The sequence below is a fragment of the Collinsella sp. HCP28S3_E9 genome (assembly GCF_052065455.1).
Lineage (GTDB): Bacteria > Actinomycetota > Coriobacteriia > Coriobacteriales > Coriobacteriaceae > Collinsella.
Genome location: NZ_JBQHTZ010000009.1, coordinates 94,076 through 113,052 on the forward strand (window position 1 = coordinate 94,076; position 18,977 = coordinate 113,052).

General features: G+C 56.2%; 10 protein-coding genes. 7 read left to right on the top strand and 3 right to left on the bottom strand.

Going from position 1 to position 18,977, the window contains the following annotated elements:
- Window positions 1–15: 15 nt before the first annotated feature.
- Window positions 16–2,511, bottom strand: a complete 2,496-nt coding sequence (locus ACTNA2_RS06025; RefSeq protein ID WP_441048876.1) for a DUF3656 domain-containing U32 family peptidase — start codon at window positions 2,509–2,511, stop codon at window positions 16–18.
- A 299-nt stretch (window positions 2,512–2,810) separates the two neighbouring features.
- On the opposite strand from ACTNA2_RS06025, the gene ACTNA2_RS06030 reads away from it, so the two are divergent.
- The gene (locus ACTNA2_RS06030) at window positions 2,811–3,188 is read left to right on the top strand and encodes a RidA family protein (RefSeq protein ID WP_152077077.1); all 378 of its coding nucleotides are present in this window, start codon (window positions 2,811–2,813) and stop codon (window positions 3,186–3,188) included.
- A 244-nt stretch (window positions 3,189–3,432) separates the two neighbouring features.
- On the opposite strand, the gene ACTNA2_RS06035 is transcribed toward ACTNA2_RS06030, so the two are convergent.
- On the bottom strand, window positions 3,433–4,089 hold the full coding sequence (locus ACTNA2_RS06035) for a helix-turn-helix transcriptional regulator (RefSeq protein ID WP_441042043.1): 657 nt from the start codon (window positions 4,087–4,089) through the stop codon (window positions 3,433–3,435).
- 241 nt (window positions 4,090–4,330) lie between these two features.
- On the opposite strand from ACTNA2_RS06035, the gene ACTNA2_RS06040 reads away from it, so the two are divergent.
- Window positions 4,331–5,563, top strand: coding sequence for a uracil-xanthine permease family protein (locus ACTNA2_RS06040; protein WP_441048877.1), 1,233 nt, complete (start codon window positions 4,331–4,333; stop codon window positions 5,561–5,563).
- A gap of 638 nt (window positions 5,564–6,201) precedes the next feature.
- On the opposite strand, the gene ACTNA2_RS06045 is transcribed toward ACTNA2_RS06040, so the two are convergent.
- Window positions 6,202–6,327 carry a hypothetical protein gene (locus tag ACTNA2_RS06045; protein ID WP_427717649.1) on the bottom strand — a complete coding sequence of 42 codons (126 nt, stop codon included), beginning with the start codon at window positions 6,325–6,327 and terminating at the stop codon, window positions 6,202–6,204.
- A 464-nt stretch (window positions 6,328–6,791) separates the two neighbouring features.
- Between ACTNA2_RS06045 and ACTNA2_RS06050 the strand changes: the two genes are divergently transcribed.
- The 5 genes from ACTNA2_RS06050 to ACTNA2_RS06070 all read left to right on the top strand — a co-directional run bounded on the left by ACTNA2_RS06050 (window position 6,792) and on the right by ACTNA2_RS06070 (window position 18,891).
- The gene (locus ACTNA2_RS06050) at window positions 6,792–7,526 is read left to right on the top strand and encodes an exonuclease domain-containing protein (protein ID WP_441048878.1); all 735 of its coding nucleotides are present in this window, start codon (window positions 6,792–6,794) and stop codon (window positions 7,524–7,526) included.
- Window positions 7,527–7,825: 299 nt separating this feature from the next.
- On the top strand, window positions 7,826–13,141 hold the full coding sequence (locus ACTNA2_RS06055) for an AAA domain-containing protein (protein ID WP_441048879.1): 5,316 nt from the start codon (window positions 7,826–7,828) through the stop codon (window positions 13,139–13,141).
- Between the two features lie 260 nt (window positions 13,142–13,401).
- Complete coding sequence (locus tag ACTNA2_RS06060; RefSeq protein WP_441048880.1) at window positions 13,402–16,680, top strand: helicase-related protein; 3,279 nt, start codon at window positions 13,402–13,404, stop codon at window positions 16,678–16,680.
- Window positions 16,677–17,447 (top strand): DUF4391 domain-containing protein, encoded by a 771-nt coding sequence (locus ACTNA2_RS06065; RefSeq protein ID WP_427717659.1) that lies wholly within the window; start codon window positions 16,677–16,679, stop codon window positions 17,445–17,447. The genes ACTNA2_RS06060 and ACTNA2_RS06065 overlap by 4 nt, the downstream gene beginning before the upstream one ends.
- Window positions 17,440–18,891 (top strand): site-specific DNA-methyltransferase, encoded by a 1,452-nt coding sequence (locus ACTNA2_RS06070; protein WP_441048881.1) that lies wholly within the window; start codon window positions 17,440–17,442, stop codon window positions 18,889–18,891. The genes ACTNA2_RS06065 and ACTNA2_RS06070 overlap by 8 nt, the downstream gene beginning before the upstream one ends.
- Window positions 18,892–18,977: the final 86 nt, after the last annotated feature.

Consider the following 18,977-nt stretch of genomic DNA (forward strand, 5'->3'; position numbering starts at 1 on the left):
GTGTAAGCCTTTCGGTTAGCTAATTCCCACAAACATGCAGCCCGAAGTGGCGCCGCGCAGGCGGGCGGCGGGCTTACGGCCGGCCTGCGCGGCCTCGACGGCGCGACGGACGCGTGCGACGGCGCGGCCAATCTCATCGGCCTCGAGCAGGGTTCCGTCGACCATGAGACGGCGCACGCCGGCGTCGAGCAGCTGTGGAACCTGCGGTGTGAGGTCGATGGGGTAGGCGTCGTACAGGCGCGAGCGGCCGTGGATGTCGGTACGCACCGGCATGACCTTGCCGTCGATATTCTTGAGCGACAGCTTGCGGGCGCGCAGGCGGCAGTGGGCGCAATCGTGGATGCAGCCATTGGCCACCTGCAGGATGCAGTGCTCGCTCGTCATAACGCGCGGGCGGCCGAAAACGGTGATGCCCAGGGCCGCGGGCGCGGAGGTACCAAGCGAGATAATCTCGTCGAGCGTGATCTCGGGCGAGAGCCAAAACGCCCCGGCTCCGCGCTCGGCGAGTGCCTCCATGCAAGGCGTGTTGTGCACGGGCAGGCAAGAGCGAATCTCGGCCGTGGCACCAACCTGGGCGGCCAGGGCAAGCTCAGAGATGTTGCCAATAGCGACCGTGGCACCGGCAACGACCCACGGGTCGACGCGCGCGTGGTCGACGGCGCGGCAGACCTCATCGAGCACGGGAACAATACCCTGCTCAAACGCATCGGCGGGGGAGAGCTCGGCCGCATCGAGCGCGTCGGTGGTCATGTAGATGCGCGCGGCTCCCTCCGCGCGCGCTGCCTCGGCGGCCTCGAGCGAGGTGACGGTGGCGCAGATCTGCGGCTCATCGCGGTAGTGCTCGGGCGCGGGGCGGGAATCACTGGTGACAATCGCCGGCAGCTCGAGCGTTTTCGCGCGCTCCTCGTAAGGCGCCAGAATGGCCTCCTCGAGCGCCTTGCAAGCGGCGGCGCGCACCTTGTGCACAGCGGAGAAGCCCATGCCACAGCTCTCATCGAGCGCCACATCAAAGCTCGCGGCCTCAAAGGGAGAGGAGCCCATGCGGCCCACGTGCTCCACCAGATCGGACGCCTCAACCGCGCGGGTCTTGGCGGCCTCGACGGTAAAGCCGGTGGCGGTGGCGGTGAGCGTGGGGTCGTCGCAGCAGGTGAGCGTGACGGTAAACGGCTCGCCCAGACGCGCCGCGACGGACACGTCTACGGCGCGGCGGCGTAGCACATCGCGCTTGAGCGCGGCGCCGGCAGCGTCAATGGCGCGCTGGCTGCGAATCACACGAACGCGGCAGCCCTCGGGCATGCTGCGGGGCACGTGGCACTCGATGATGTCGCCGGCGGCGGCATCATCGGCGGCGATGGTAGTCAGGAACTGATCGAACTCGTCGTCGTGGCGAAGTTCCAACAAGTCGCCCTTGCCCACGGGCTCAAACAGCTCAATGCGGGCGATGGCGGCGCGGCGACGACGGTCGTCGGGTTTGAGCCCGCGCACGTCGCGGTTGGCCATACGGCTGCCCAGCACCGTGCCCACGATCTGGCCGCGGTTGTTGGAGCGCTCGTAGCTCATCATCTCGTCGCCCGAGGTGCCGTCCTGATAGGCGTGCGTAAAGTCGCGGTTAAAGCAGCGCTTGAGTTGGCGCTGGCGAGCGGCGTCCTCGTCCTTATCTACGATGGCCCCGGCCAGCATGTCATCGATCTGGTGACGATACACATCGACAATGGAGTACACGTAATCGGGCGCCTTCATACGGCCCTCGAGCTTGAGCGATGCGGCGCCGGCGTCATACAGGCGGCGAACAAGCTGTGAAGTGTTGGTGTCGCGCGGGCATAGCGCGCGCTCGCGACCGGCGGGGGAGAGCGTGCGGCCGTTCTCGTCGATCAGCTCGTAGGGCAGACGGCAGGGCTGAGCGCACATGCCGCGGTTGGCCGAGCGGCCCGCCATGGCAAAGCTCGAGAGCAGGCACAGGCCCGAGTAGCAAAAGCAGATGGCGCCGTGGCTAAAGACCTCCAGGTCAACGTCGGGCGCGGCGTCGTGGATGGCGGCGATCTCGTCGATGGAAAGCTCGCGCGAGAGGGTCACGCGGTCGGCGCCCTGCTCGCGGCACCAGATGGTTCCGCGGTCATCGTGGATGTTCGCCTGGGTCGAGATATGGGTTTCGATGCCGGGCATGGTGCGCCTGACCTCAAAGAACAGGCCCCAGTCCTGGATAATGAAGGCGTCGGCGCCCAGCGTGGAGCAGCGGTGGATGAGCTGCAGTGCATCGCTCATCTCGGACTGCTTGATGACGATGTTGACCGTGACGTAGACGCGCGAGCCGGCCAGGTGCGCAGCGCGGCAGGCCTGTTCAAAGGCCTCATCGGTAAAGTTGGTTGCCTTGCGGCGGGCGTTGAAGCTGCCCATGCCACAGTAGATGGCGTCTGCCCCGGCGGCGAGCGCGGCGGCAAAGGGCTCCGGGCCTCCGGCGGGGGCCAGAAGCTCGGGCCTGCGGTTGGTGGTTCGGCTGGCGGTTGCGGTCATATCCTGCCTTTCAAAATGCTCAGATACTCAAAAGTATAGTGGCGCCGTCGCGATGGGCGATGCCCGCAGCCTAAGCAGGACAAAGTCTTCAGTAGCCTGGGCTGGCTGACCCCGTGGAGAACCGTTCAGCGGTTCGGGGAAACCGTTGGGCGATAAAATATTATCGCAATCTGATAATTATCTTGCATCTGGCAAAATCATCCCCTACTATCCCAATCAAGCGCGGTGTTCAGACCGAACCGTGCCTCCCGGTGCGAACGCCGCGCTCACGCTCTCTATTTGATCGTAAGGAGAAAAACATGAGCAAGACCGTCGTGTCTTCCGATAACGCGCCCGCAGCCATCGGCCCGTATTCTCCCGGTATCCAGACCGGCAACATGGTGTTCCTGTCCGGCCAGCTGGGCATCGATCCCGCGACCGGTAAGCTGCCCGAGGGCATCGAGGCCCAGGCCAAGCAGTCCCTCGCCAACGTCGAGGCCCTGCTGACCGCTGCCGGTGCTACGTTTGCCGATGTCGTCAAGACCACGGTCTACCTGGCTGACATCGCCGACTTTGCCGCCGTGAACGAGATTTATGCCTCCAAGTTTGAGGCCCCGTTCCCCGCGCGCAGCGCTTTCCAGGTTGCCGCTCTTCCGGCTGGCGGTCTGGTCGAGATCGAGGTCGTCGCCGCTCTCTAAGGCGTTGGCAACAACTAAACATGACATGCAAAAAGACCCTGCAGCGCGTGTGAGCTGTAGGGTCTTTTGTCACGTGACGGATCGCTTGCGGAGCCACCAAGGGCAGTCTTTTTGGGACGGGGCCATTTTAGCTACCCCTATATGCAGGATTGATTTTACTTGCGGCTCATCGAAATCGTGGGCAGAGGGAGGGTAGCTAAAATAGCCCCGTCCCAAAAAGACTGCCCGCGCTCCATTTTGCTCGTTAGCCCTCCTTGCGAACTTTTTGCAGGTAGCGGTAGACGCTGGGCTCCGAGATGCCCAGCGAGGTGGCAGCGCAGGCAACAGCGCCCTTGAGCATAAATACGCCGTTGCCGTTAAGGTGGCGAATAACGTCCACGCGATCGGCCTGCCCAAGCGAGGCGACATCCTGGCCGCGGCTTTCGAGCAATTCGGAAATGCTGTGGTCGATGAGCTCCTGTGTAGACTCCGAAAGAATTTCGACCTCGATAGACGCGGGCTCCGCCTGCCTTGGCGCAGCGTCGAAGCAGGCCATGAGCTGCTGAGCCATGGCGTTGATGGAGCGTACCGTGGAAAGATCGGTGTTGACGCAGAGCATGCCGACGATCTCGTTATCCTCGCGAATAAAGTACGTTGCGGATTCCAACGTCTTGCCACCGGCACCGCGCCCCTCGTAGCCCGTAATAAATGGCAGGTCGCGATATTTGGGATCGTGCATGATCTTGAGTGCCAGATCGGTGGCGGGACCGCCGACCTTGCGGCCGCTCACGATGCCGTTGCGGATATCGACGATGGCGTGGTCGGGATCCGAGAAATCGTGCAGCACGATTTCGCTGTTTTTGCCGAGTATCTGCTCCAGGAAATCGACCATCGGCAAAAAGCGACGTACAGTCTCGTTCACGGGCAACTCCTTTGGATGAAATCGGAAGTTTTATAACAATTTTTTCTCATGGTAACACGGTGTCTATTGACTCGTATATTCGCAGGTACATTGCGTAATACAGACGAACGGTAGGATTTTGGCGGTAAGCGGTCGACCAAAAGAAAAGTTAGATGTTATTTTGACCAGACACTTTCCTGACCTGCGGAAATGCATTGTCTAAGCTGAAAAATAGTCTGATAACAAAAAATTATTATTGAGAATGAGAAAAAGCACCGACATCATTCAGGTGGCGCTCATTCTTTCGGCAATCGACACGGCCCTTCAGGCCTTCGCTCCCTTCCGCCGCATCGGCGGCGGCCTGCCCATCGTCATGGGCGTCTCGTTCGCATTCCTGCCGGCCCTGCAGGCTATGGGCGCCTCGGGCTTTAGCTTTGGTGCGCTGCTGGGCGGCGAGATTGTCGGCGGTGCCGTCGCGGTCCTCTTTGGTCTGGCCTACAGCAAGATTAAGTGGCTGTTCCCGCCCGTCGTGACCGGTACGGTCATCTTCTCCATCGGCGTCTCCCTGTATCCCACGGCCGTCAAGTATATGGCCGGCGGTATGGGCACGCCGCTGTGGGGCACCCCGCAGGCCTGGTGTGTCGCTCTTATCACCTTCGCCGTGGTCTTCGCGCTCGCCAACTTTGGCAAGGGCACGTTCAAGCTGGGATCCGTGTTCTTTGGCATGATCGTTGGCATGATCGTCTCCATCCCCTTTGGCATGATCGACTTCTCCAGCGTCGCCACCGCTCAGGTCTTCGCCCTTCCCAAGCTCATGCCCTACGCGCTCGAGTTTGATCCCGAGGTCTGCATTACCCTCGCCGTCGTGTTCCCCATGGTTGCCATCCAGGTTATCGGCGATGTCTCCGCCGCCTGCCTGGGCTCCATCGACCGCATGCCCACCGAGCGCGAGCTCTCCGGCGCTATCGTGTCTCAGGGCCTCACCTCTATGGCCGGCGGCCTGCTGGGCGGTCTTCCCACCAGCGCCCTTGGCCAGAACGTGGGCATCATCTGCTCCAATAAGGTCGTCAACAAGTGGGTCTTTGTGATCATCGCGTCCGTCTTTGCCATCGCCGGCCTGTTCCCGCAGCTTTCTGCCGTCCTTTCCGCTATCCCGCAGCCCGTCATCGGCGGCGCGACCGTCGGCGTCTTTGGCACCATCACCATGAACGGCGTGCGCATGTTCACCCGCGAGGGCCTTACGCAGCGCACCACCACCATCGTCGGCACCTCCGTCGTCTTTGGCCTGGGTATCTGGATGGCCAGCGGTTGCCTTGCCGGCGAGGGCATGCCCACCTGGGTGTCCACCGTCATCGGCTCCAATGCCGTAACCCCCACCGCCATCATGGCCATCGTGCTCAACCTGATCCTTCCGCAGACGCCGGTCGTGGCTCAGCACATCGATGCCGCCAAGGATGCCGCTGTGGATCTGGTCTTGCCCGAGAGCAAGAAGTAACCAATTCGGTGCTATTCGTCGGCGGACGTATCGCCTCGTCCGCCGACGTCATGCGGCGCCAAGCCGCACTTCAAAGGGCTTGCCCCGTGGGTAAAATAAGGCTGACGGCAGCCCAAGTGGTGAAGAGCTGGGCAGTGTCGTTGTTTAGATTAAGGGGTCGATGCCTTAACGGCGTCGACCCCTCTTTTTATGCTTCGGACGCTGCTTGAGTGCCTCGGAAAGTCCGACAAGCGCTCGCAGGGTGGATTTGCCCCGGAGCTTCCGGAACGGTCCACGTGCGGTGGCGTGCCGCCCCTTTTGCGTGCGCCGCTTGTCGAATTACGTTATAGCTAGCTATATTATCGGAAAGTATAATATAGCTAGCTATAACGTAAAGGAAGCTGAGGGACCGTCCTGTGTTGTTGGGGACGGGGCTTTGCCCGATCGCGTGGTCTTTAGCATTTTCGGTTGAGTGCTCCGTGGATGTTGAGTGGTGGCTGGAGTAGAGCGACGAGTTGAGCGAACGAAGGAGCGGGCGCCGAGGCCTCGTTACTGAAAATTCATTTGTTAAACCTGGCAACCGTGGGTAGAATGAAGTCGACGGCAGCCCAAGGGTGATAGCTGGGCAGCGCCGTTACTTAGTTCAAGGGGTCAATGCCTTAACGGCGTCGACCCCTCTTCTTTTGCTTCGTACGCTGCTTAAGTGCCTCGGTAAGTCCGATAAGCGCCGTGAGGAGCGAGACCAAAGAGGTCAGGAGCTTCACGAAATCAATCAGATCGGTCATGGGCATCACCTCCCGTCGCATGGAGGGCGCTGCCCGGCACATGGAACTGCCGTCAACAACTGCCATTCTATCAAAGCGCGGTCATAAATACGAATATATGTTCGATAATAACAGCAACGTGATTCCCTCGAATAGCAGCCTTTCGTAAGGGCGGCAGAAGACGGCGCTGGGCGATTGGGGATAGACGCGCAGATCTTCGTCACCGAAAGCCCGTTTGATTAACCAGCCCTCTGTAGGTACACTGCATATTGATGGGCCCGGGATGACCGCTGATTCAAGTCACCGGGCCTAAATCTTTTTCATGCATTTGAATAGAGCGGGCGACTCCCTTGGGGCCGCCTGCATGGCGTGTGCCTGGCGCGCGTGGCATTGCGCCCCGCTTCCATGTCCGCACGGGCGCCTATCCTTACGGCAATGTAGCCGCCTATGTAGCAAGCGGCAGGCAACGGAGAAAGGCCCTAACCGTGTCAGCTGAAAAGACGCCGGGTATCTCGGCTATCGATACGACGAATTTTGCGCGCCAGATCGTGCTGGACTTTGAGTTTGCGCCGGTGCCAAAGCAGCGCCAGCGACGTGGACTGCGCAATGAGATTATCGAGGTCGGCGCCGTCAAGCTCGATTACCACGGCAACGTTATGGGCGAGTTCTCGCAGTTTGTGCAGACGGAATTTACCGAAGGCGTTGCGTTTCCCGTCCGCGAGCTCACAGGGATATCGGCCGTGGACACCGCGATGGCCGATCCGCTCTACATAGTGATCAAAAGGCTCGGCGATTGGATCGGTCGCTACTCCGCCCAGGTGGTTTGCTGGAGCGGGACGGACCGTCGACAGCTTTTGACCGAGTGCCAGGCAAAGCACATCGATCTTTCCGCATTTCCTACGGACTGGGCCGACCTGCAGGCGTTTTACACCTCGATCATGGACGTGGGCAGCCATGGGCGCGTTTCGTTGGGCGACGCGGCGATGTGGTTTGGCATCGAGTTTGACGAGTCGACGGGTCACGCCCACAGCGCCCTTGCCGATGCGCGCGTGACCGCCAAGCTGCTCAAGCAGGTGATGGACGGGGACTATCACGTGAGTCCGCGCGCCCAGGAGATCCGCCAGCGGTGGGGGATGGGCGAGCGAGCCGAGACGTGCCTTTCTAGCAAGTGCCCCGAGCTGGGCGACCTGCTGCTGAAGCTGAAGGCAGAGGGGAGGTAGGGGCGTTGTCGGTCCTCGCAACCGAAGACCATTTGATAAATTGTCCTCATGCGAAAAAGCTATAAGTCAATGGCCCCGGGAATGACCTCTGATTCAAGTCACCGGGGCTCATTTTATATTGATATGAGATTGTAGCGATTCATATGCGTGCGATGCATTCCGTTGAGTTAGAGGGCCCTACTGATATCTAGGCATGCAAACGCACGCTTGTCGATTTAATGCCAATATCACCAGGTTTTCCGCGTAAGCTAGTAACATATTGTGCTGGCTGAGATAGATGACTGCGCGGATGGTGTCAAATGGGTTCTGATTTCAATAACTTATCGGTTGTAGATAAGGCAGAGGCCCTTTTTGGATACTTGGAAGAGTTCTCCAAGATTAGGATGAAGATCGTTCGCAACGTAAGCGATTATGCTTCGGACTGCATTGATTTGGAGAGCTTGCCAACAGATAACGGATGGATCGAGGTGCGATTTCGCGATTCCGCTAATAACGATGGTCCGATTTTGAGTGTCGCTAAACCGGAGTTCAAAACGTGCCCGCAGCCTCCGGATGAGATCGCGCCGTGGATTGCAAGCGGATGGGAAAGCTATAAGAACCAGATAGGGTTCAAGTTTCCACCCGAGGAGCTTGCGGAGGCAAATGAAGAAGCGCCTCAAGATCTATTTATGTCCGATCCCGCTAGAGCTCAACTGCTTGAGGAATGGGGCGGCGAGCGAGACAAATGGGTCACATACCAAACTAAGGCGACAGAAGCCTCTGGGGTGTATGAGCGCCTGTTTAAAATGAAAGAAAAACTCAAGAGCGACCCCGATAAACTCGAGGTTGTTGCCGCATCGATGAACGTTCGGCTTTCCGAAGACAAGAGGGTGGATCACCCAGTCTTTACGCGGAACATGAGGATTCAGCTCGATGCGGAAAAGGGAATCATTTCCGTTGAAGACGTCGATTCCGACACGTTGATTCAAAAGGACCTGCTGTCTCAGTCTCAGAATCTGACGATGAGCAAGATTAGCGAGGCGGAACAGAGGCTCGACGAGGAAGAAGTGCATCCGCTTGATCGTGATGCAATTGCCCGTGAAGCCAAACTGCTCGTGAATCAGCTATCGCCCAAGTCTCGTTATTTTGACCGCGCTGATGCTGCGCGAGACCAAGAAGCCGATATAGACGTTCGACCCGGTTTCTATTTAATCTTTAGGCAGCGTCCTGATGGAACCGCGGGCGCTATCGGCAGAATTGTAAAAACGATTGATGAGACTCAGCGCGTCCCTGCGTTCTTAAACGGCCTTCTTGGCGAGTTTACGCACGATGAAACCACCCCGGTCCTTGAGGATTTATCGGACGGGTCTATGGTTTCTCGGCGCTTGGCGGAGGCAAACGGAGAAGACGACGAGATTCTATTGGCGAAACCTGCTAACCGTGCGCAGTTAGAGATTGCCAAGCGAATCGAGCAAGATGACGCCGTTCTCGTTCAGGGCCCTCCGGGTACCGGTAAAACCCATACGATTGCAAACCTGATGGGCAGCTTTTTGGCACAAGGCAAAAGGGTGCTTGTAACGAGCTATACCTCAAAGGCTTTGACGGTTCTTGCCGACAAGATGCCTCCTGAGCTCAGAAGCCTTTGCGTGTCTTCGTTGGCATCTAACGGCAAGGACGCTCGTGATTCGGTAGAAGCGATCGTCAACCATCTCGGCGAGCATTCGATAAGTGAACTGAATAAATCCGTGCAGGAACTATCTTGTCAGCGAGAAGAGATACTGGTTGATCTTGCAAAGGCGCGCAAATCCGCCTTTGTTGAACGAGAGGCCGAGAACAAACAGTTTGATCTGGGGAATGAAACCCTCACTCCGCATGATGCCGCACAATTTGTTGCAAAGAATAAGGAAGAGCTGGGCGACATTATTCCCGGCCAGGTGAAGCTGTTGGCGCAGCTTGATATTTCGATTGTCGAGGAACTTTACCAAAGCAACGGCATTGCCTCTGAAGAAGATGAGGCAGAGGCGATCTGTCTACAGGATGTCGACTGGATGGCTTTGCTCCCTAAGCCAGACGTCTATGCACAGGAGTTTGAGAAATACAACCAAGCCAGTTCTTTGGCGGACGAGCTGATTCGTCGCCACGGTTGGGAGCTATTCGACGATGGGGGAGCGGTGGAGGTCGGATCGGCTGTTCTCCCCGTTTTGGACGATGAGTCCGAAGCATTCGGCACGGTGAAGAACCTTGTAATGCACGGAGCTCTGAGCGAGGAGTGGCAGCGAGAGGTCGCTGCGAGATCCTTGAGGGGCGAGGGCGAGAAAACGATCTGGTATCGTCTCTGCGATGAGGTTCAGTTGCTTGAACAGCAGGCTTCGTCATATCGAAGCAAGTGGTTTCCGAGGCAGGTTGCGCTTGGTGACAACAGCGATTATCAACAACTGCGCGCGCTTGTAAGCGGGTACAAAGAGTACCTAGCTAAAACGGGCCTGCGAAAGTTGCTTTCTTCGGTCAAGAGCTTGCCCGATGGTGTGGCGGTCAACGGGGCACAGGCGGCTTCGCCCGAGGACTGCGATGCCATCCTGGATTACATAGAGCTTATGGACAAGCGACACGCTTGCGCCATTCAATGGGATGCGCTTATGGGAACCGTTGGCGTGAGCTGCTTTGCAGAGTTGGATAGCAGTGAGCCCGAGCACGTGGCATTTCGATATGTTGAGGGTATTAAGGCGGCCCTTGCGTGGAAAGCCGAGTGCATTGACAAGCTGTTTGACGCATTGGACTCAAACGGTATCTCTCATGAAGCGTTCTTTGACTGCCCTTCCATGATTTCCGAAAAGGAGGTCGTGGCCAAAACCTTGCAAGCACTGGAAACGGATCTCACGGATTACCTTAAGTTGTGCGTCGCACTCAAAAAAATAAGGGCGATTAAGGCATGGGCAGAGGACGTTTTGAAGAGAATCGAAGACGCTTCGGCCAAGCACTGTGAGACCGTCGCTGCATTGAGTGACTGCATTGTGCAGCTTCGCCCTGTTGGAGATTTCGGCGAAGCGGTTGACCCCGAACTCGGCTTGGTGCAAACATACCGCGATCAGTACAATCGTCTACAGTGGCTGTGCGAAATAAGGGCGGCAGTTAAGCGCCGACATGAGCAACTGAATCAGTTGTCGCAAATTGCTCCGGGATGGGCACAAGCCGTTCGTGAGCGCGAGGGCGTTCACGGGGCTACGAGCGTTCCGCGGGATATCGAACGAGCATGGAAATACAAGCAGTGCCAGGCAATCGTTGAGTATGCCGATCGTGCAAACTCTTCCAATCCCCAGAAGGAAATTTCTGAGCTGGGCAAACGCTATCGTGACATAACGGCAAAATTGGCAGGCATGATGGCGTGGCTCAAGATTCACAAGGACCTTGAGAGCAATACAGAGCTCAAGGTCGCGCTGAACGGCTGGAAGCAGACGGTCGCGCGAATTGGCAAGGGAACGGGCAAGAATGCATCGCGGCATCGCTCGAAGGCCCGTGCTCTCATGGCGAAATGTCAGCGGGCTGTGCCGGCATGGATTATGCCGATTGGCCAAGCGCTTGACTCTTTTGACCCCGCCAACAATCTGTTTGATATCGTAATCATCGACGAGGCAAGCCAGGCCGACATGACCGCCCTGGCTATTACATATCTTGCAAAAAAGGTAATTGTTGTTGGTGATGACAAACAGGTAAGCCCTCTTTCTGTCGGTGCAAAGGAATCCACTGCCGAAGGATTGGCTGCTTCATATATCGAGGGAAAGGGAATTCCCAACGCCCATCTGTATCGAGCAAGATACTCGCTTTACGAAATTGCCCAGCAGGGCTTTTCGCCCATCATGCTTACCGAGCACTTTAGGTGCGTGCCGGATATCATCGGCTTTAGCAATGGGCTATCGTACGGTGGAAAAATCAAGGCGCTGAGAGATGCCGATGCGGGTGGATTGATGCCGGCGTTGGTTCCCTTTCGCGTCAAAAGCGGCATGCGCTCGGGCAAGGCGAAGATTAACCAGCAAGAGGCCAAAGCCGCAGTTGCGATTATCCGTGCCTGTCTTGAGCAGCCAGAATATGAGAACAAGACATTTGGCGTTTTGTCCTTGCTGGGAGAAGAGCAGGCTGACTTGATTCGAAACGAACTGCTTAAAGAGATGGATCCCGCTGAGTTTGAAAAACATGAGATTATTTGCGGCAACGCTGCGGGTTTCCAGGGCGATGAACGCGATGTCATGATTCTAAGCATGGTTGACAGCAACGAATCCGAGACTCCCTTGCGCTTTATGGGGACGGGCTCGGATGACGCATACAAGAAGCGTTACAACGTTGCTGCGAGCCGCGCGAAAGACCAGATGTGGCTTGTATATTCGCTTGATCCAGTTCGTGATTTAAAGAGTGGCGACCTGCGTAGGCAGCTAATTGAGTACATGCTCGACCCGCATACGTTTGACACTCAGATTGAGGAGGCGCAAGAAAAAGCCGAGTCTGATTTTGAGTTGCAGGTGTGCACTGAGCTTTCCAAGCGCGGTTATCAATATGAGCAGCAAAAGGAAGTCGGAAGCTACCGCATTGATATTGTCGTGCAAAGCGACCATCACAACGTTGCTATCGAATGCGACGGCGATCGTTGGCATTCAACCGAGGGGCAAATTATCGCGGACATGGAGCGACAGACGATTCTGGAACGTGTGGGATGGGATTTCATCCGTATTCGAGGTAGTGAATTCTACAGCGATCGGGATGCAACGATGGATCGAGTTGTAGCCGAACTCGCTATTTACGACATTAAGCCAGGCCAGCAGCTCCCCACGGTTGCCCGTGACACCAGCGAACTCCTCGAGCGAGTGCTCGAGGCGGTTCGTGACAATTTCGATGACGAAGTGGACGAGAACACACTCGAGTCCACGGTTGCTCGAGATTCGGCCATCGCAGCCGCTCTTCAAGAACAGGAGCCGCCGCGCGAGCCGGATATGCTATCGAAAGATGATGGCGCTAAGGAAGCGCATGCCAAGGCGGATGACTTTGCTGTTGCGGCTGGCTGCTCGGATGTGATCGAGAATGACGACGCAAGCGGCCAGTGCGAGCAGGTGGACGAACAACGTGGACAGACAATAACTGAGGATTCGCGTCAGGAGATGCTTCTGCTCGCACTCGAACGGGCAGGGCATCGGTTCTATGAAACCGAGCAGGCGGACGTCTTTTGGGTGCCTGGAGACTTATCAATGCGGGCGTCAATAAAGGACATCTGTTCTTCGTTTGATTACAGTTGCGTTTACAACTTTGGGGACACCGGCGCGAACACTGGTCTTTCCGGATGGATTTTGTACCCTAAGGGTAAGCGGGCTAGCATTGCACATGCGCTGCAATCAGAAGCGCTTACGCTGCAATCAGAAGCACTTAAATGGCATAAAGGAAACGGTTGCGGGGATGCTTTGCTTGCTGAGTTGAACTCTCTGGGCCTCACCTGTATTGATAAGCGAAGCAAACACGGTGCGCTATGGGTCATTGACGATCCGGTGTTTAAGGAAAAGCGCCTCGGCATCGAGGCAAAATATAAAGTGAGGTTCAAATACAGCAAACAAGGGTCAAGGTCGACATCGTCCCGACCTGCGTGGTACACAAAATAACGAAGCATTCACGAAGTACATGAACGGTGTCTATTAATTGCACAACAAATAATTGAGGTCGTAGAGATAACCCGCTTGCCGAAAATGTCCTGACGCTCCTCTATAGTTGGGAGACAATGGATAAAGTTTTAGCAAAGGGCCCTGCGTCCTGAACCAATAGCAATTAAACCTGGAGCGTACTTCGTGGATATGCCTGCGGATAAACTTCGGGGGGAGGCGCTCCGAAGCGGGCGTTCCCTCTCGGTCAATAACGAAATAGCTTGGCACGCCGTCTTAAGGACGGTGTGCTGATGGAGTTTCTCGATAACGTCGGACGCAATCGTCTGGGAGACGCACTCGCTAAATCCATCGATGAGGGCGCCAAGCTCTCAATCATCAGCAGTTACTTTACGGTCTTTGCTTTCTCTGAGCTCAAAGAAGAGCTGGAGAAGCTTGACTCAGTGCGTTTTCTCTTTAGCGAACCTACGTTCGTTAAGCGCATGGCCACCGATAAGGACCCACGCCAGTTTGCCATATCGCAATGCTCGCGCGAGCGTGGCGTGGGCGGTTTGGGTCTCGAGCTCACGCTGCGCAACAATCTCAATCAACGCGCTATTGCCCGCGAGTGCGCCGAATGGGTGCGCGCTAAGTGCGAGTTTCAATCTGCCAAGATGAACGGGGCAATTCAGCCCGGAGGCACCTATATAGTCGAGAACCCCAATGGCGACGACCATGCTTTCATGGGTGCCGCCGCTGACTTTACCCAGGAAGGACTTGGTTACGAGCGCCGCCCCAACACCGTAATGGGCGTAAGCCACTACGAGGGCGCGACGGAAACTTCCGGCCTAAAGGCGATGTTTGAGTCCGTCTGGGATAAGCCTGCGATGGTCGCCGATGTTACCGATGAGGTGGCGGCGCAGGTAGGCACACTCTATCGCGAGAATCCGCCCGAGTTCGTTTATTTTCTTACGCTTTATCACTTGTTCCGCGATTACCTTTCCGACGAAGATAACGATTTGAGGCCCGGCCTTAAGTTTGAGGAGTCCGTTGTCTGGAACAAGCTCTACGACTTCCAAAAGGACGCCGTGGTGGGCGCCATCCGCAAGCTCGAGAAGTACAAGGGCTGCATCATTGCGGACAGCGTTGGTCTGGGTAAGACTTACGAGGCACTCGCCGTTATTAAGTACTACCAGGAACGCAATGACCGCATTCTGGTACTGGCACCTAAACGCTTGCGCGATAACTGGACGCTGTGGACGCAAGATAACGATGACCGCAACCCGTTGGCGGACGATCGTCTTAACTACACCGTACTCAATCACACCGATCTGTCCCGTTATGCGGGCATGAGCGGCGATGTCGACCTGGAGCACCTACGCTGGGGCCACTATGACCTGCTGGTGATCGATGAGAGCCATAACTTCCGTAACAAGAGCACGGATTCCGAGAAAAAGGACCGCTACACACGCCTCATTGAGGATGTGATTAAGAGTGGACGGCGCACCAAGGTGCTGATGCTCTCGGCTACGCCTGTGAACAATCGCCTGCTGGATCTGCGCAACCAGATTGAGCTCATCACCGAGGGCGATGATGCGTATCTGGCGGATACTGATGGTATTGAGTCGATTACTCAGGTGTGCCGTACAGCACAAGCGCGCTTCAACGAGTGGAGCAAGCTCGACGATGCCGAGCGCACCACCGAGAGCTTCGTCAACGCCGTCAACGCCGATTACTTTAAGCTGCTCGACGTGCTTACCATCGCGCGCAGCCGCAAGCATATCTCTAAGTACTATGGCGCCGCTTCGGGTACGTTCCCGCAGCGTCGCAAGCCCCTCTCTATTACCACGCCAATCGATTTGGCGGGGGAGCTTCCTCCTATCGCTGAGCTCAATGACATGATCGCTCAGCTCACGTTTGCGCAGTATCAGTTGCTTTCTTATGTACGCAGCGATAAGCGTCGTAAGTACGAGGATCGTTACGGCGACACCTGGGGCAAGGACTTTGAGAGCCAGGTCCACCGTACGGGTGCTGTTGCCAACCTTATGCGCGTAAACGTGCTCAAGCGAATGGAGTCTTCGGTTAACAGTTTCCGAATCACGCTCTCGCGCATCCTGGTGGGATGCGAGGAGCTTCGCGCGCGGCTCGATGACCCTGCGGCCATGGGAGCGGGAAGCTATGATGCGGTGGGCATCGAGGATGGCATGGACGACGATGATGCCGAGGAAATCGAGCGCGGTGGCAAGGTGCGCGTCGACCTGCGCGATGTCGATGCCTTGCGTCTGGGCAGCGATCTGGACTTTGATATCACCGTGCTGCGCCGCCTACTCGACTATGCCAATGCCGTAACGCCTGAGCGCGATGCTAAGTTGGATGAGCTCTACAAGTTTATAGTCGATAAGGTCAATAACCCCTACAACCCCGGCAACCGCAAAGTGCTCGTATTCACGGCGTTTGGGGACACGGCGGACTATCTATTTGAGCAGCTATCGCCTCGTCTTAAGAACGAACTCGGCCTCGAGTGCGCCGAGGTTGCCGGCAGCGCAAACCGCACCTATTCGCTTAAGTTGCGCCGCACCACCTTCGAGAACATCCTGGCGTACTTTAGCCCGCGCTCCAAGGAGCTGCCCGAGGCGTCTCTCGCCGCTGGTGAAATCGACGTTGTCTTTGCCACGGACTGCATCTCCGAGGGCCAAAATCTTCAGGACTGCGACTGTCTCGTTAACTATGACATTCATTGGAATCCGGTGCGCATTATCCAGCGCTTTGGTCGTATCGACCGTTTGGGCTCCACCAACACGCAAATTCAGCTGGTGGACTTTTGGCCCGACATTGCGCTCGATGAGTACATTCAGCTCGAGAGTCGCGTAAAGGGTCGTATGGCCTTGCTCGACGCCTCAGCCACCGGCGAGGAGAACGTGCTGGAGTCCAAAGCGACGGGCGAGATGAACGACCTCAAGTATCGTCGCCAGCAACTTCAGCAGCTCAAGAGCGAGGTGCTGGACCTAGAGGATATTTCAGGCGGCATCTCGATCACTGACTTCGCCTTTGATGATTTTCGTGTTGAATTGCAGCGCTACGAAAAGGAGCACCCGGGTCTTTTAGAAAACTCGCCGGCTGGTATGCATGCGGTGGCGCGCATTCCCGATGAACTGCGTGGATCCGTGGCGCCGGGCGTGGTGTTCTGTTTGGCGCAAAACGATGAGAATGCGAACCCCAAGGACACGAATCCTACCTTCCCGTATTACGTGGTGTACGTATCGGCCGACGGCGATGTGTTGACCAAACATACACAGCCCAAGCATGCACTCGATATGATGCGCGCCTGTTGTGCGGGTGAATCCGAGCCAATTGCGGAGTTGTGTCGCGACTTTAACCGTGAGACGCGCGACGGCGAGCGTATGGGGGCTTATACCGAGCTTTTGGACAAAGTGGTTGCCACCATTAGCGGCGTGCAGCAGGACAAGGGCATTGAGAGCCTGTTCTCGCTGGGCGAAGTGGGAACGGGCACGAGCCTTGGCTTCGACGATTACTCGCTGATCAGTTTTGCGGTGTTGCGATGAGAGGTTTTGACTGGAACGACGTGTTCTGTTTGCCCGATGCCGCTCTGGCGGGCGATAGACGCATACCCAAGACGGTACTCACGCGCCAAGCTCAGCTTACAAAGACCGAGCAGAAAGTGCTTGATCGTGTAGCCGTGCTTACACACTTTGCCACCGTGCAAAAGTCCACGACGCGCATCGCACCCGTTCAAGATGATGAACACGATATTCAAAGCGTGCTCATCCTTCGGTGCGAGCTGTCTCGTGGGGCGGCTTATGCCGAAGTGGCAAGGCTCGTCCACAAGTGTTTCCCCAATCCGACGGTGATTCTGTTTGGCGGCGAGGACGAGGCTTGCATTTCGCTGGCAACGACGCGTAAGAGCCTTGCTGAGCAGGGTGCCATGGTGATTGATGACGTTGAGTCAACGGGGGCATTCGATCCTGGTGACACACGGTATGCACCGTTTTTGGATGCACTCGCGTTTGAGCAATTGCCACAGGTGAATCTTCTGGTCTATCTGCGCAGCATTGCCTGGGCAGTGCGACTTTCACGCGCGGTTCCGTCTCTAGGATTCTTTCCGACGTGCGCGGAACAGGATTATGAGCGTCTGGAGGGGTTGGTGGCGCGGAGAGATGCGCTTGCCTCCCAAGTAGAGGACACCAAGCGACGACGCCGCGATCGGGAATTGACCCTGAATGAATCTGCGCATCTGCGTATGGAGCTCAAAAAGCTGGAAAAGGAGCTCGGTCAGACGACCGACGAGATAAAGGAGATCTGCAATGGCTAAGATCGAGAAGATGAGTCTCGAGTCCGAAGACCTCGTGGAAGACCGCCTTGCGCGTCTTAAGGAGTTGATGCCCGAGGTATTCACTGAGAGCGGTATCGACTTTGACAAGCTGCGCTTGGAGCTTGGTGACGAGGTCGACGAGCGCCAGGAGCGCTACGCCTTTACCTGGCCTGGCAAGATGGACGCCATTCGTCAGTCGCAAACGCCGAGCACTGCCACGTTGCGCCCTTGCGTTGAGAAGAGCCGTGGCCGCGATGGCGAGGACGGCAGCTTTGACTCCGACAACATCTATATCGAAGGCGATAATCTTGAGGTGCTGAAACTGCTGCAGAGCGGCTATCACGGCAAGGTCAAGATGATCTATATCGATCCGCCGTATAACACTGGTAAGGATTTCGTCTACAAAGACAAGTTCGGCGACACGATCGAAAACTACAAGAAGCAGGCGGGGTTGGCTAACCAGTCCAATGCCGATACGAGCGGTCGCTACCACAGCGACTGGTGCTCGATGATGTATCCCAGGTTGAGACTCGCTAGAGAGCTGCTGAGTGACGACGGCGTCATCTTCATTAGCATTAGTAATATTGAACTTAACAAGTTAATGATGATGTGCAATGAGATTTTTGGGGAAAGTAATTTTATAGACCTTTTTATCTGGGAAAAGACGCAACATTTTGGACGGCAAAAACTTAATAGCTATAGCAATGCTGATTACATCGTTTGTTTTGCAAAAGAACTTGATAATGGCGGTATTAAAGAGCTTCTCGTCGAAAAGGTAAAGACGGAGCTTCAAGACGCTCCGCTCTACAACGCATCCAACAACGTCAATACCCTCATTTTCCCAGCTGGGTCTGTTAAGTTTAATATGCCGGATGGAACGTATAGTGAGACCACTTCTAAAGACTATCTTCTTCTGAATCCTGTAAATGTAGTTAATTCGCGAAACGAGAACGACTTTCGACTCAGCTTTCGATCGCGTTGGTCAAATGAAACTGTCCAGAATGAGCTGGACAAAGGAACAACCTTTTGGGTTAAAACTGATAAGTTTGCAATAAGGGCAATTTATGGCGCCGGAAAAACTGCAAACGAGTCACCAAGACAGATAATATTTACAAATAGCAGCAATCCTAAAGCAACATTCAATCGTTTTGGCGATAGGGTTGACACGTCAGAAAACGCTACCAAAGAAGTTCAAGAGCTAATCGGCGATGCCTTCTCCTACCCTAAGCCCGTTTCGCTGCTTAAATATCTAGTCAGTCTTTTGTGGTCAACTGAAGGCTACGATACAAATCCGCTTATCATGGACTTTTTCTCTGGCTCGGGCACGACGGCACACGCCGTCATGAACACGAACTTAGAAGCACCGAACAATACGGCTCGCTATTTACTTGTCCAGCTCCCCGAAAAGGTAGAAGGGAGGATCGCGTGCCGAATGTTGGTGTAAGGGGCCGCTTCCCTGGCCGTAGAAAGCAGGAAGCGGTTATCGCCTAGAATCTTAATTGCTGAAGTTAGGATTCGTGGAAAGGCAAT

Coding starts and splice junctions, on each gene's coding strand:
- ACTNA2_RS06045 (WP_427717649.1), bottom strand. CDS start 6,327: ATGACCGATCTGATTGATTTCGTGAAGCTCCTGACCTCTTTGGTCTCG.
- ACTNA2_RS06055 (WP_441048879.1), top strand. CDS start 7,826: ATGGGTTCTGATTTCAATAACTTATCGGTTGTAGATAAGGCAGAGGCC.
- ACTNA2_RS06065 (WP_427717659.1), top strand. CDS start 16,677: ATGAGAGGTTTTGACTGGAACGACGTGTTCTGTTTGCCCGATGCCGCT.
- ACTNA2_RS06025 (WP_441048876.1), bottom strand. CDS start 2,511: ATGACCGCAACCGCCAGCCGAACCACCAACCGCAGGCCCGAGCTTCTG.
- ACTNA2_RS06070 (WP_441048881.1), top strand. CDS start 17,440: ATGGCTAAGATCGAGAAGATGAGTCTCGAGTCCGAAGACCTCGTGGAA.
- ACTNA2_RS06040 (WP_441048877.1), top strand. CDS start 4,331: ATGAGAAAAAGCACCGACATCATTCAGGTGGCGCTCATTCTTTCGGCA.
- ACTNA2_RS06030 (WP_152077077.1), top strand. CDS start 2,811: ATGAGCAAGACCGTCGTGTCTTCCGATAACGCGCCCGCAGCCATCGGC.